Source organism: Affinundibacterium seohonense (genome assembly GCF_014284305.1).
GTDB classification, from domain to species: Bacteria; Pseudomonadota; Gammaproteobacteria; order Burkholderiales; family Burkholderiaceae_D; genus Undibacterium; species Undibacterium seohonense.
Map to the genome: position 1 here is coordinate 68,259 of NZ_JACOFW010000004.1, position 13,475 is coordinate 81,733.

Here is a 13,475-nt window from a genome sequence, read left to right on the forward strand (position 1 = left end):
TTAATTGTGTTCCCTACACCAGACCAAATTAAAAATTACATCGCTTCCGGCTTGGAATGTACACATCTAGAAGTCGAAGGCGACGGCCAGCATTTCACTGCGGTGATTGTTTCTCCAGCGTTTACTGGCAAGCGTTTGATTCAACGTCATCAATTGGTGTATGCCGCTTTGGGCGACCGTATGCGTGAAGAAATTCATGCGTTATCGATGAAAACTTTAACTCCGGAAGAATTTCAATAAACATGGATAAGTTACTGATTACAGGCGGCAATCGTCTGAATGGCGATGTCATTATTTCTGGTGCGAAGAATGCCGCTTTGCCGATTTTGTGCGCGGGCTTGCTGAGCGCTGACGATGTGGTTTTACACAATGTACCGCATTTGCAAGACGTCGCTACGATGTTGAAACTGCTCAAGCAGATGGGTTTGCAAGTTACCGAAGAGAATGGCGTCGTCACATTAAACGGCGCAGCAATTGACAAGCTAGAAGCACCTTACGACTTGGTCAAAACCATGCGCGCATCGATACTGGTGCTCGGTCCTTTGTTGGCACGTTTTGGCGAAGCGAAAGTGTCTCTGCCGGGCGGTTGTGCAATTGGCTCACGTCCTGTCGATCAGCACATCAAAGGCTTGCAAGCGATGGGTGCTGAAATCACTATCGAAGCGGGTTATATCCACGCCAAAGCCAAGCGTTTGCGCGGCGCACGTATCGTGACCGATATGATCACGGTGACAGGCACAGAAAATCTGTTAATGGCAGCGACTTTGGCTGATGGCGAAACCGTATTGGAAAACGCAGCACGCGAGCCTGAAGTCACCGATTTAGCGAACTTGTTAGTCGCGATGGGTGCCAAGATTGCTGGTATTGGAACAGACCGCTTAGTGATACAAGGCGTGGAAGCCTTGCACGGTGCAACACATACGGTGATTGCTGATCGCATCGAAACGGCGACTTTCCTTTGCGCTGTCGCGGCGACCGGCGGCGACCTAACTGTCAAAAATACGCGTAGTGATATTTTGGATGTGGCTTTAGATAAGTTGCGTGAAGCTGGCGTGATCATTACGAGCGGCCCGGATTGGATACGCGCGCAAATGAGTGGACGTCCAAAAGCAGTCGGCTTCCGCACGACCGAATACCCGGGTTTTCCAACTGATATGCAGGCGCAATTCATGGCTTTGGATTGCATAGCAAATGGCACTGCGCGCGTCACCGAAACGATTTTTGAAAATCGCTTCATGCATGTACAAGAGATGAATCGTCTCGGCGCACATATTGAAATCGACGGACATACAGCGATCGTCAGTGGCGTGGAAAAATTGCTTGGTGCGCCAGTGATGGCAACCGATTTGCGGGCATCGGCGTCTTTGGTAATTGCAGGTTTAGCTGCGCAAGGCGAAACCTTAATCGATCGCATTTATCACTTGGATCGTGGTTATGACCGCATGGAAGTCAAGTTGTCTGCTGTAGGTGCGCAAATTCAACGCGTAAAATAAAGAAACCGCTAAAAATCCAATTATAGGGCGCATTGCGTCGTAGCTTGTCCTCACAATACCGGAGTATTGTTGCGGGAAGGGTCTAGCACTGCATCCCTATAATTGAATTTTTAGAGGCTTCTTGAAGCAAGCTAAATAGAAAAGTAAATCGATATGAGTTCTCAGCAACTAACTTTGGCCTTGTCCAAAGGCCGCATCTTTGAAGAAACCTTGCCGCTTTTGGAAGCTGCTGGTATCCACGTCACCGAAGATCCTGAAAAATCACGTAAGTTGATTTTATCGACCAACGATCCCGATGTACGCGTGATCATCGTGCGCGCTTCTGACGTACCGACTTATGTGCAATACGGTGCTGCCGATTTTGGTGTGGCGGGTAAAGATGTATTGTTCGAACATGGCGGAGCTGGACTGTATCAGCCTATCGATTTGGGCATTGCAAAATGCCGTATGTCGGTTGCTGTTTCGGTCGGGTTTGATTACGCGACAGCCGTGCGTCATGGTGCGCGCTTACGTGTGGCAACTAAGTACACAGAAACCGCGCGTCAGCATTTCGCTAGCAAAGGCGTGCATATCGATTTGATCAAGCTGTATGGCTCGATGGAATTGGCACCATTGGTTGGCTTATCGGATGTGATCGTTGATCTGGTCAGCACCGGCAATACGCTGCGTGCGAATAATTTGGTCGAAGTCGAAGAGATTATGGATATCTCATCGCGCTTGGTGGTGAATCAAGCTGCATTGAAATTGAAACGCGAACGCTTACAACCTATTTTGCAAGCGTTTGAACGCGCTTCGGAGGGCAAATAATGTCTTCCGCTATGTCTTTTGCTACAGCGCTCACTCGTTTGGATTCTACACAAGCCGGGTTCGCACAAACCTTGCGTCAATTATTAGCGTTTGAAGCGAGCGAAGACGCGGCGATTGATCAAAGTGTTGTACAAATTTTGCAGGCGGTGAAAGCCCGTGGTGATGCTGCGGTGCTGGAATTTACTCAACGTTTTGATCGATTGGCGACAGTCAGTAACATGCAAGCCTTGGAAATTCCACAAGCTGATTTGCATGCGGCCTTAGCCAGTATTTCTAGTGAACGCCGCAGCGCATTAAAAGCTGCAGCGGAGCGTGTGCGGGCTTATCACGAAGTACAAAAACGTGAGTGTGGTTCTGCAGGATTTTCTTATACCGAAGCAGATGGCACAGTGCTGGGGCAGAAAGTCACGCCTTTAGACCGCGTCGGCATTTATGTGCCTGGCGGTAAAGCGGCTTATCCATCTTCTGTATTGATGAACGCGATTCCTGCCAAAGTCGCAGGCGTGCGCGAAATCATTATGGTGGTTCCAACTCCCGATGGCGTGCGCAATCCCCTAGTTTTAGCCGCAGCGGCAATCGCTGGCGTTGACCGTGTGTTCACCATCGGCGGCGCGCAAGCCGTCGCTGCTTTAGCATACGGCACGGACAGCATTCCGCAAGTTGATAAGATCGTTGGTCCTGGCAACGCCTATGTCGCGAATGCCAAGCGTCGTGTATTCGGTACGGTAGGTATCGATATGATCGCTGGCCCATCTGAAATTTTAGTGTTGTGCGATGGCACGACAGACCCGGATTGGGTAGCGATGGATTTGTTTTCGCAAGCCGAACACGATGAACTCGCGCAGTCGATTTTATTGTGTCCTGATGCGGCCTACATCGATGCAGTTCATGCGAGTATCGATAAGTTGATTGCAATGATGCCACGTGCGGAAATTATCCGTACCTCATTGAAGGATCGCGGTGCCTTGATTAAGGTGCGCGATATGCAAGAAGCTTGCGATATCGCGAATGATATTGCTGCTGAACATTTGGAAATTTCTGCAGAAAATCCACAGCAATGGGCGGATCAAATTCGTCATGCAGGTGCGATGTTCCTTGGACGTTTTTCATCTGAGTCTTTAGGCGATTATTGTGCTGGCCCGAATCACGTCTTGCCAACGTCGCGTACTGCACGTTTTTCTTCGCCTTTGGGTGTGTACGATTTTCAGAAGCGTTCCTCGATGATCCAAGTCAGCGAACAGGGCGCGCAGACACTAGGTAAGATCGCAGCGGAACTTGCTTATGGCGAAGGTCTACCAGCGCATGCCCGTAGTGCTGAATTGCGTTTGAAATAGATCAGTCAATGAAGATCAAAATCTTTAACCGCAGAGGCGCAGAGAACGCAGAGGAAAGCATGAAGAATATCTCTGCGTTCTCTGCGCCTCTGCGGCAAAGTTTTTTGAATTATTCGATAGCATGACAAGTTTCCTCAATCAAATTTTCAACGAAGATGCCATCACAGGTTTGCAGCGCATACCCGATGGTAGTATCGATTTGATTTTGACTGATCCGCCCTATGGCTTGGGTAAGGATTACGGTAATGATTCAGATAAGCAAGAAGCAGCCGATTACCTAGCGTGGACTGAACGGTGGATAGATGCCGCGTTACCTAAGCTCAAACCGACCGGATCAATGTATATCTTTTTGACCTGGCGTTATTCGCCGGAAATCTTTGTGATGCTGAAGCAGCGCATGACGATGATCAATGAAATTATCTGGGATAGACGCGTGCCATCGATGGGCGGCAGTACTCGTAGCTTTTCTTCTGTACATGACACGATCGGTTTATTTGTGAAATCGAAGAGCTACTACTTTGATTTGGATGCAGTACGTATTCCCTACGACGCAGCAACTAAAAAAGCACGTTCTCGATCTATCTTTGTTGGCGCGAAATGGTTGGAGCTAGGTTATAACCCAAAAGATTTATGGAGTGTCTCGCGCCTACACAAAGAAGATGCAGAGCGGGTAGAACATCCTACGCAAAAACCTTTAGAAATTATTCAACGCATGCTGCTCGCATCTTGTCCTGAAAATGGTGTCGTACTTGATCCGTTTATGGGCAGCGGCACCACCGCGATTGCAGCACGGCGTTGCGGTCGACAATTTGTCGGCTTTGAATTAAATCCAGAATACTGCGCCATCATAGCGGCGCGTCTCTCATCGGCAGAAGCAGAATTACAAATTCTGAATAATCAACCGACCGAACCAGTGCGGGCTAAACCTGTGCCGGTCAAAGCAAGTAAGCGTATTAGTAAAGCTAAGACTACAACTGTAGCTGTTAAGGCGAAAGCCAAAGGTGTGAAACCTGCTGTTCGTAAGAAGAGCACAGTAGCACTTGAAACTTGATTCCGGTTTGAACGAATATCCTAAATTATTCACCGATTTTTAATACGAGCAAAAGCCTCATGTCTTTAGTAGAAAATATTATTCGCGCTGATGTGCGCGCCTTGTCGGCTTATCACGTGCCGGATGCAACGGGTTTTTTGAAGCTCGACGCGATGGAAAATCCTTATACGCTCACGCCAGAATTGCAGCAAGCGCTGGCGAAACGCTTATCGGAAACTGATTTGAATCGCTACCCAGTGCCAAGTTATGCTGGCATTAAGACCGCGCTCAGTACACATTTTGGTGTGCCTGAGGGCTACGATCTTGTGTTGGGCAATGGCTCAGATGAGTTGATCGCGATGATCAGTATTGCTTGCGCTAAACCAGGCGCAAAAGTGCTGGCACCTTTGCCCGGTTTTGTGATGTACGCGATGTCAGCAAAATTTGCAGGCATGGAATTTATCGGTGTGTCGCTCAATGCCGATTTCACCTTGGACAAAGCTGCGATGCTGTCAGCGATTGCTGAGCATAAGCCTGCGGTCACTTATTTGGCTTATCCGAATAATCCTACTGGTACTTTGTTTGATGCTGCGGATATGGAAGAAATTATTCGCGCTGTTGGAGATACTGGTGTGGTGATTGTTGACGAAGCTTATCAGCCATTTGCGCAAACCAGTTTTATGTCGCGCTTGCCAGAATTTTCTAATCTGATTGTGATGCGTACCGTCTCCAAATTAGGCTTGGCAGGAATCCGTTTGGGCTATATGTCAGCAGCGGCAGAATTGCTCGAAGAATTCGATAAAGTCAGGCCACCGTACAACATCAATGTGTTGACCGAAGCAGCGATTATTTGCCTGCTCGAACACGCAGAAATCTTTGAAGCGCAAGCTGCGCAATTACGTGCTCAACGGAGTGAGTTGTCTAGTCAACTTGCGGCCTTGCCAGGAGTAGAAGTTTTCCCCTCTTCTGCGAATTTTTTGCTGGTACGCGTGTCTAATTCGGCGAAAAGTGAGACTTATGGCAATGAAGTGTTCACAAAATTACTGGAACAAAAAATTTTAGTGAAAAATGTGGGTAAAATGCATGGTCTTTTGCAGAACTGCTTACGAATTACCGTCAGTACACCAGAAGAAAATGCCAAATTTCTCAATGCGTTTAAACTGGCACTAGATTAAGTTTTTTTGAATTTTTTATAAAATTTCTTCTTTCGAATTTCACTCAACATTATAGCTAACCAGTATTAGCTAAACTCATCATGCAACGTACAGCGCAAGTTACCCGCAATACCAACGAAACCAAAATTCGTGTCGCCATTAATCTCGACGGCACTGGCAAGCAATCATTGAAAACCGGTGTGCCATTTTTGGATCATATGCTGGATCAAATTGCTCGTCATGGTTTGATTGATTTAGATATCGAAGCCGATGGTGATTTGCATATCGATGCGCATCACACGGTGGAAGATGTTGGTATCACTTTAGGCCAAGCATTCGCGATTGCAATTGGCGACAAAAAAGGCATACGTCGTTATGGTCACGCCTATGTCCCACTCGACGAAGCCTTATCTCGCGTGGTGATTGATTTTTCTGGTCGTCCAGGACTTGAATATCATGTTGACTTCAAACGTTCCATGATAGGTTCATTTGATGTCGATTTGACCCATGAATTTTTTCAGGGTTTCGTCAATCATGCTTTAGTCTCTCTACATATTGATAATCTGCGTGGCGAAAATGCGCATCATCAATGTGAAACAATTTTCAAGGCCTTTGGTCGTGCGCTGCGTATGGCGGCAGAATTGGACCAACGCGCCTTGGGTACCATTCCATCTACTAAAGGTAGTCTATAAAAGAGCAGTACGTGCTATAACGATCAATATGTCGCTGTAGCACTTACAACACTTCACTATGTCTACTCTCTCACTGTTATGAATAAGATAGTTGTTGTCGATTACGGCATGGGCAACGTGCGTTCCGTCGCTCAGGCTTTTCGCGCAGTTGCACCTGAAGCACAGATTGTGATCTCAGGCGACATCGCCGATATCCGATCTGCTGACCGACTTGTTTTGCCAGGTCAAGGTGCTATGCCTGATTGTATGGGCTGTTTGAAGGAATCAGGTTTGCAAGAAGCACTTTTGCAAGCCGCACGTGAAAAGCCGCTATTTGGTGTCTGTGTCGGTGAACAGATGCTATTTGACGTTAGTGCCGAGGGCAATACGCCTTGTTTAGGTTTGTTGCCAGGCAAGGTTGTGCGCTTTGACTTAAGCGGGCAATTGCAAGAAGACGGTTCCCGTTATAAAGTGCCACAAATGGGTTGGAATCGCGTGCGTCAGTCGCAAGGACATCCGCTTTGGAATGGCATCGCTGACGACAGTTATTTTTATTTTGTGCATAGCTACTATGTTCAGCCAGAACAGGCGCAAGATGTGGTCGGTACCACTGAATATGGTCAGGTATTTACTTCAGCAGTGGCACGCGAGAATATTTTTGCAACGCAATTTCATCCAGAAAAGAGCGCTGCAGCCGGATTGCAACTGTATAAAAATTTTGTACACTGGAATCCTTAGATCTTGAATTATTGAACATACGTCAAACTTATTGTCTGTTTTATTGTCTGTAGTTTTACTCTACTTTTTTATTTTAATTACCCTATAAATTCATCATGCTGCTCATTCCTGCTATCGACCTGAAAGATGGTCACTGCGTACGTCTTAAACAAGGCGATATGGATCAAGCCACTGTATTCTCTGAAGAGCCCGCCGACATGGCGCGTCACTGGCTAGAACAAGGCGCACGTCGTCTGCATCTGGTGGATTTGAACGGCGCTTTCGCTGGCAAACCAAAAAATGAAGCAGCGATTAAAGCGATTATCAAGACCGTGCGCGAGTACGCAGAAGAAACCGATACCGAAGAAGTACCTGTGCAATTAGGTGGTGGTATACGTGATCTCGATACGATTGAACGCTATTTGAATGCCGGTATCTCTTACATCATCATCGGTACCGCCGCGGTAAAGAGCCCAGGCTTTTTGGCCGATGCTTGTAGCGCTTTTCCAGGTCAAATTATTGTGGGCATCGATGCTAAAGATGGCAAAGTGGCCACTGACGGTTGGAGTAAAATGTCGGGTCACGATGTGATCGATTTGGCACAAAAATTTGAAGGTTATGGCGTTGAGGCCATTATCTACACCGACATTGGTCGCGATGGCATGATGGGTGGTGTAAATATCGACGCGACAGTGAAATTGGCGCAAGCAGTGACCGTTCCTGTGATCGCTTCCGGCGGTGTACATGTGTTAGCCGATGTCGAAGCCTTATGCGCGGTGCAAGATGAAGGCGTAGAAGGTGTAATTTGTGGTCGCTCGATTTACGAGGGCACTTTAGATTTGTTCAGCGCGCAAGAGCGTGCCGACGAACTCTGCGGCGATCTCATCTACGAAGAAGATGAAGAATGACTTTAGCAAAACGGATTATTCCTTGCCTTGACGTGAATGCAGGGCGGGTAGTCAAAGGCGTCAACTTTTTAGAGTTACGCGATGCCGGTGATCCGGTGGAAGTCGCGCGTCGTTATGATTTGCAAGGTGCGGACGAAATCACTTTCTTAGATATCACCGCATCTTCTGATGACCGAGATTTGATTTTGCCGGTGATAGAAGCGGTTGCTTCGCAAGTGTTTATTCCCTTGACGGTTGGTGGCGGAGTTCGGACTGTGGCTGATGTTCGGCGTTTGTTGAATGCAGGTGCGGATAAAGTTGGCATGAATACTTCCGCAGTAACAAATCCGCAATTGGTGGCAGATGCAGCGCATAAATATGGTTCGCAATGCATCGTAGTCGCGATTGATGCCAAAGCCGTCGCGCCAGGCAAGTGGGAAGTGTATACCCATGGTGGACGCAATGCGACGGGCTTGGATGCAGTCGAATGGGCACGCAAAATGGCGGAGTTGGGTGCGGGTGAAATTCTGCTAACCAGTATGGATAAAGACGGCACTCGTTCCGGTTTTGACCTGGCTTTAACCCGCGCAGTGTCGGATGCGATTGATATTCCAGTCATCGCTTCGGGTGGTGTCGGTGGTTTGCAAGATTTAGCTGATGGCATCAAGCTCGGTGGTGCCGATGCAGTATTAGCAGCAAGTATTTTTCATTTTGGACAGCACACAGTGCAGGAAGCAAAACAGTTTATGGCGGCACAACATATACCAATGAGGTTAGCATGAGTTTTCGTTGGTTAAATAAAGTGAAGTGGGATGAAGTTGGCTTGGTTCCCGTGATCGCACAAGAAGTCGGTAGTAATGATGTGGTGATGTTCGCTTGGATGAATCGTGAAGCATTGAGTCGCACAGTAGAAACTGGCGAGGCTGTGTACTGGAGTCGTTCGCGCAAAAAGTTATGGCACAAAGGCGAAGAATCAGGTCACGTTCAAAAAGTCAAAGAAATCCGCTTGGATTGCGATGAAGATGTCATTCTGCTGAAAATTGAACAAGTCGAGGGTATTGCTTGTCATACCGGACGTCATTCCTGTTTCTTCCAAAAGTTTGAAGGTAATGTGGATGCGGGCGAGTGGGTGACAGTCGATCCTGTGCTCAAAGATCCCGAAACCATTTATAAATAAGCGCCTGAAAAACTATGACGCAAGAATCAATATTGGATCAATTGGCTAAGGTCATCGAGAGCCGCAAAGCAATTAATGGCGGCAATCCAGAAACCTCCTATGTTGCCAAATTGTTTCACAAAGGCGATGACGCAATTTTGAAAAAAATTGGTGAAGAAGCGACAGAAACAGTAATGGCAGCCAAAGACGCCCGAGTTTCTGGCGATACGGCGGATTTGTTATATGAATGCGCCGATCTCTGGTTTCATTCGCTTGTCATGTTAGCCCAGTATAATTTGCACCCGCAGCAAGTGCTTGATGAGTTGGCCAGACGTGAAGGTATTTCAGGTATCGAGGAAAAAGCTTCTCGCAATGATAATTAATTGGGTTCGATATCATTGTTTTGTAACAATTTTTTGAGTGAATCGTATGGATAACTGCATTTTTTGTAAAATCGTTGAGAAGCAAATTCCAGCAACTATTTTGTATGAAGATGATGAATTGATGGCATTTAATGACATCAATCCGGCGGCACCTGTACATTTTTTGATTATCCCCAAGAAACATTTGTCGAGTTTGGCCGACGCAAAAGCTGAAGATGCCGTATTGTTGGGTAAAATGCTGGAATTAGCACCTAAACTGGCGGCGCAACAAGGCTGCGCGTATATTGAGCATGCGGACGGATCGAAGTCGGGCGGTTTTAAAACCGTGGTGAACACAGGTCCAAATGGTGGTCAGATTGTTTATCACTTGCATATGCATGTGATTGGTGGCGCCAAGTTGTAATATTTTATTGATCGATTTTTGGGCTTAGCCCTAGAAGGAAGCATGATGGGTTCATTCAGTATTTGGCATTGGTTGATTGTTTTGGTCGTCGTGGTTTTGGTATTTGGTACCAAAAAACTCGGTAACGTTGGTGGAGACCTTGGCAAAGCGGTCAAAGGTTTTAAAGACGGTATTAAAGGTGAAGAGGACAAAACACCGAAAGCAGAAGAGCAAAAAACGATTGATGTCGAAGCAAAGGATAAGTCGACGCACTAATCTTCGGATGGTGTTAGAGCAGATTTATGATAGACCTCGGATTGGCTAAGTTGGCACTAATTGGTGCCGTAGCTCTAATTGTAATTGGTCCCAAAGACCTACCTAAAGTGGCGCGTATGGCGGGCACCTTGTTTGGTCGTGCGCAACGTTATATCAGCCAGGTGAAATCCGAGGTGAGTCGCGAAATCGAAATGGAAGAGTTGCGTAAGATGCAGAAAGAAGTTGAATCTGCCGCGCAAAATTTCGAGCAGGATATGAATAAAGAGTTTTCCGAGGCGCAGCAGGAGTTGAATGAGTTGGTGCAACCAGAATCGCACAATATTTATTCAACTTATGACTATTATTCTATACCTTCAAATGAAGCGCTGTTGGCGAAAGCCAAAAACTTCCGTCGCCGTAAGGTGGCAAAAACGGCCAATATCCCACTTTGGTACAAAAGTCGTCATGCGCAGCGTAGTCAGGTGATTTCCGGCGCGGCACGTATGGCTAAGCATCGCGTGAACGCGCTCGCGCCTAAGAGTTTCTTCTGATGTTGTTATTGTCCTTCCTCCTAATTCAAACGAAAGCATGCCATGAGTAACGATAATTTCATGGGAATGCAAGATAGCTTCATTTCTCATCTGGTTGAGCTGCGTGATCGCCTGGTGAAGGCATGTGCTGGTATTGCCATCGTTTGTGCTGCCTTGTTTGCCTGGCCGGGACCGTCCGCGATTTATGATTTTTTGGCGCAGCCGATGGTGGCTGCTTTGCCTGCAGGTGCCAAGATGATTGCGACTGGGGTGATATCTCCGTTTCTGATACCAATGAAAGTCACGCTTTTACTTGGGTTTTTAATTGCGCTGCCATGGGTCTTGTATCAAGCGTGGGCATTCGTTGCGCCGGGTCTTTACGCGCATGAAAAGCGATTGGTAGCGCCTCTAGTCATTTCTTCTTCAATATTATTTCTCAGTGGCGTTTCGTTCTGCTATTTCTTTGTCTTCAAGAACGTATTTCAATTTGTCGCTGAGTTTGCTCCAACATCAATTACCGTAGCCCCCGATATTGAGAATTATTTGGACTTTGTAATGTCGATGTGTTTGGCGTTTGGATTGACATTTGAGGTACCAATCGTGGTGATCGTATTAGTAAGGACAGGAATACTCTCCATCGAAAAACTTAAGGCTATTCGGTCGTATGTAATTGTCGGGGCATTCATATTTGCTGCGATAGTCACTCCACCAGATATCTGGAGTCAATTATCTCTAGCTATATGTATGTGTTTGCTATTTGAACTAGGGCTATTCGTGGCGCCCATCTTCGTCAAAGCGACGCAAGCACCACCGGAGCAATAGCGAGTTAGGCGAACTTGGCCGCCCGCAGCCAAGTCACGAGTGGCAGGGCGGTTTTGAAGCCCTTAAGTAGTTTCTCATGTACATCCTCGTACAATAAACCATCTAGCTGGCACTCGGTCCAAACCATCACATTTTTCAGCTTTAAGTACTCGATTAATGCATGCTCAGGATCGAATCCTTTGGGTGGGCGTATCAATTTACCTTCTTCTTGCAAATCACCAAAGCAGTCTTTCATCGCCTTATTTTTAATGAGCTTCTTGAAGCCTGCTTCATCGTCGAGCATGTGCTGGCGAATATTTTTAAGGCGATCTGCTGGCGGCATATATTCACCAACTGCAAACAATAGACGATTGTCTTGACTGATCTGGAAATAGTAAGCAGGGCCTCCACCTTCACTGGGTTTCTTGCGACCACTTGGTAATATAGATGCTGAAAAATACGTCTTGTAAGGTGATTTGTCTTTGCCAAATCGCACGTCCCGGTTGATGCGAAACAGCGCTTTCTTTGGGTCACATTGCGCGATTGCCGGGTCGATTTTGCTCAATTCTTGAATCAGTCGCGTGACCATTTGCAAGAATTCCGCACGCAAAATATCGTAGCGCGGTTTGTTCATGACAAACCAGGCACGATTGTTATTGTCGGCAAGTTCAAACAGAAAGCGACTGAGTTCAGGGACGTGCATACTATTCTTCCGGTTTAAATGGTGGACGTTTACCAACGACAATCTCTAACTGAATTTCGTTGGATTGGCGCACCACTTTCAGTTTCGCTTTGGTATTGGGTTTTAACTGGGCGATCTGATTCATCATTTCGCGACTGTTTGAAAATGATTGCCCATCAATCGCTACACAAATATCGCCAGGTTTTACACCAGCCTGGTCTGCAGGGCCACCACGGACTACGGCAGCCACGATAGAGCCTTTGGTCTGTTTGATGTTGAAGCTTTCTGCCATCTCTTCGGTGATGTCTTCAGGACTAATTCCCAAATAGCCACGTACAACCTGGCCATCAGTGATGATGGCTTCCATGACCATTTTGATGGTCGAGACTGGAATGGCAAAGCCGATTCCCAGTGAGCCACCATTTTGTGAATAAATCGCAGAATTAATTCCCAACAAATTTCCATTGGCATCGATTAATGCACCACCTGAATTGCCGGGATTGACAGCAGCATCGGTTTGGATAAAGTTTTCGTAGGTATTGATACCAACGCTGTTCCTTCCTAATGCTGAAATGATGCCCATCGTGACAGTCTGTCCAACACCAAAAGGGTTACCAATCGCCAAAACGACGTCACCAACATTCGCTTCGTCTGAGTGACCTAATGTGATTGCTGGCAAATCCTTTAAATCAATTTGTAGTACCGCGAGATCGGTATCGGGATCGGTGCCAATAATTTTTGCACTTGCTTGGCGTCCATCTGCCAAAGCGACCTCAATTGCACTGGCACCTTGAATGACATGGTTATTGGTCAGAATATGCCCTTGTGGACTCATAATGACACCCGAACCGCTGCTGGATGGGCGCTCCGATCTTGGACGAGCCTGCTCACCAAAAAAACGCTTGAAAAACGGATCGCTCAGCAAGGGATTTGTATTGTTTGAGCTGCGTGATGCGCTAATATTCACAACGGAAGGCATGGCTCGCTTGGCAGCTAGATTGTAAGAATTCGGTGAGCTCTTCTTATTGCTGGGTGCTTCGATCAAGGTTGCCGAAGAGGTGAGGCTCAGACTTTTATTAATTCCAAAGCCTTGCTGCACCCATTGGGGCTTTAAGCTGGTTACAATAAACCAAAGCGCTAAACCGACAGTCACGGTTTGAGCAAATAAGAGCCATAAACGACGCATGATGAGG

At 46.9% G+C, this 13,475-nt stretch carries 18 protein-coding genes; 16 read left to right on the forward strand and 2 right to left on the reverse strand.

Annotated elements, in window-relative coordinates; all coding sequences use genetic code 11:
- The first annotated feature begins 6 nt into the window (after positions 1-6).
- The 16 genes from H8K52_RS05085 (at position 7) to tatC (ending at position 11,621) form a co-directional block, all read left to right on the forward strand.
- A complete protein-coding gene (locus tag H8K52_RS05085; RefSeq protein ID WP_186921816.1) occupies positions 7-240 on the forward strand; it encodes a BolA/IbaG family iron-sulfur metabolism protein in 234 nt (77 codons plus the stop codon).
- A 2-nt stretch (positions 241-242) separates the two neighbouring features.
- Entirely contained in the window at positions 243-1,493 is a 1,251-nt protein-coding gene (murA, locus tag H8K52_RS05090) for a UDP-N-acetylglucosamine 1-carboxyvinyltransferase (protein ID WP_186921817.1), read from the forward strand.
- Between the two features lie 153 nt (positions 1,494-1,646).
- Positions 1,647-2,300: an ATP phosphoribosyltransferase gene (gene hisG / locus H8K52_RS05095; RefSeq protein ID WP_186921818.1), complete on the forward strand. Its 654-nt coding sequence runs from the start codon at positions 1,647-1,649 to the stop codon at positions 2,298-2,300.
- Positions 2,300-3,634: a histidinol dehydrogenase gene (hisD, locus tag H8K52_RS05100; protein WP_246464292.1), complete on the forward strand. Its 1,335-nt coding sequence runs from the start codon at positions 2,300-2,302 to the stop codon at positions 3,632-3,634. The genes hisG and hisD overlap by 1 nt, the downstream gene beginning before the upstream one ends.
- 121 nt (positions 3,635-3,755) lie before the next feature.
- Positions 3,756-4,685, forward strand: coding sequence for a DNA-methyltransferase (locus H8K52_RS05105; RefSeq protein WP_186921819.1), 930 nt, complete (start codon positions 3,756-3,758; stop codon positions 4,683-4,685).
- Between the two features lie 59 nt (positions 4,686-4,744).
- Positions 4,745-5,839: a histidinol-phosphate transaminase gene (gene hisC, locus H8K52_RS05110; protein ID WP_186921820.1), complete on the forward strand. Its 1,095-nt coding sequence runs from the start codon at positions 4,745-4,747 to the stop codon at positions 5,837-5,839.
- 80 nt (positions 5,840-5,919) lie between these two features.
- Positions 5,920-6,510, forward strand: coding sequence for an imidazoleglycerol-phosphate dehydratase HisB (gene hisB / locus H8K52_RS05115; protein WP_186891067.1), 591 nt, complete (start codon positions 5,920-5,922; stop codon positions 6,508-6,510).
- A 78-nt stretch (positions 6,511-6,588) separates the two neighbouring features.
- Complete coding sequence (hisH, locus tag H8K52_RS05120) at positions 6,589-7,227, forward strand: imidazole glycerol phosphate synthase subunit HisH (protein ID WP_186921821.1); 639 nt, start codon at positions 6,589-6,591, stop codon at positions 7,225-7,227.
- 95 nt (positions 7,228-7,322) lie between these two features.
- Positions 7,323-8,114: a 1-(5-phosphoribosyl)-5-[(5-phosphoribosylamino)methylideneamino]imidazole-4-carboxamide isomerase gene (hisA, locus tag H8K52_RS05125; protein WP_186921822.1), complete on the forward strand. Its 792-nt coding sequence runs from the start codon at positions 7,323-7,325 to the stop codon at positions 8,112-8,114.
- Positions 8,111-8,875 carry an imidazole glycerol phosphate synthase subunit HisF gene (gene hisF / locus H8K52_RS05130; RefSeq protein ID WP_186921823.1) on the forward strand — a complete coding sequence of 255 codons (765 nt, stop codon included), beginning with the start codon at positions 8,111-8,113 and terminating at the stop codon, positions 8,873-8,875. The genes hisA and hisF overlap by 4 nt, the downstream gene beginning before the upstream one ends.
- Positions 8,872-9,270 (forward strand): phosphoribosyl-AMP cyclohydrolase, encoded by a 399-nt coding sequence (hisI, locus tag H8K52_RS05135; RefSeq protein WP_186921824.1) that lies wholly within the window; start codon positions 8,872-8,874, stop codon positions 9,268-9,270. Before hisF ends, hisI begins: the two co-directional genes overlap by 4 nt.
- A 14-nt stretch (positions 9,271-9,284) precedes the next feature.
- On the forward strand, positions 9,285-9,632 hold the full coding sequence (locus H8K52_RS05140; protein ID WP_186921825.1) for a phosphoribosyl-ATP diphosphatase: 348 nt from the start codon (positions 9,285-9,287) through the stop codon (positions 9,630-9,632).
- A gap of 46 nt (positions 9,633-9,678) precedes the next feature.
- Positions 9,679-10,035 carry a histidine triad nucleotide-binding protein gene (locus H8K52_RS05145; protein ID WP_186921826.1) on the forward strand — a complete coding sequence of 119 codons (357 nt, stop codon included), beginning with the start codon at positions 9,679-9,681 and terminating at the stop codon, positions 10,033-10,035.
- A gap of 45 nt (positions 10,036-10,080) precedes the next feature.
- On the forward strand, positions 10,081-10,290 hold the full coding sequence (gene tatA, locus H8K52_RS05150) for a Sec-independent protein translocase subunit TatA (protein WP_186921827.1): 210 nt from the start codon (positions 10,081-10,083) through the stop codon (positions 10,288-10,290).
- A 26-nt stretch (positions 10,291-10,316) separates the two neighbouring features.
- Entirely contained in the window at positions 10,317-10,820 is a 504-nt protein-coding gene (gene tatB, locus H8K52_RS05155) for a Sec-independent protein translocase protein TatB (RefSeq protein WP_186921828.1), read from the forward strand.
- Between the two features lie 42 nt (positions 10,821-10,862).
- The gene (gene tatC, locus H8K52_RS05160) at positions 10,863-11,621 is read left to right on the forward strand and encodes a twin-arginine translocase subunit TatC (RefSeq protein ID WP_246464293.1); all 759 of its coding nucleotides are present in this window, start codon (positions 10,863-10,865) and stop codon (positions 11,619-11,621) included.
- Between the two features lie 4 nt (positions 11,622-11,625).
- On the opposite strand, the gene H8K52_RS05165 is transcribed toward tatC, so the two are convergent.
- Positions 11,626-12,303: a DUF2461 domain-containing protein gene (locus H8K52_RS05165; protein WP_186921829.1), complete on the reverse strand. Its 678-nt coding sequence runs from the start codon at positions 12,301-12,303 to the stop codon at positions 11,626-11,628.
- A 1-nt stretch (position 12,304) separates the two neighbouring features.
- Positions 12,305-13,468, reverse strand: coding sequence for a S1C family serine protease (locus tag H8K52_RS05170; RefSeq protein WP_186921830.1), 1,164 nt, complete (start codon positions 13,466-13,468; stop codon positions 12,305-12,307).
- Positions 13,469-13,475: the final 7 nt, after the last annotated feature.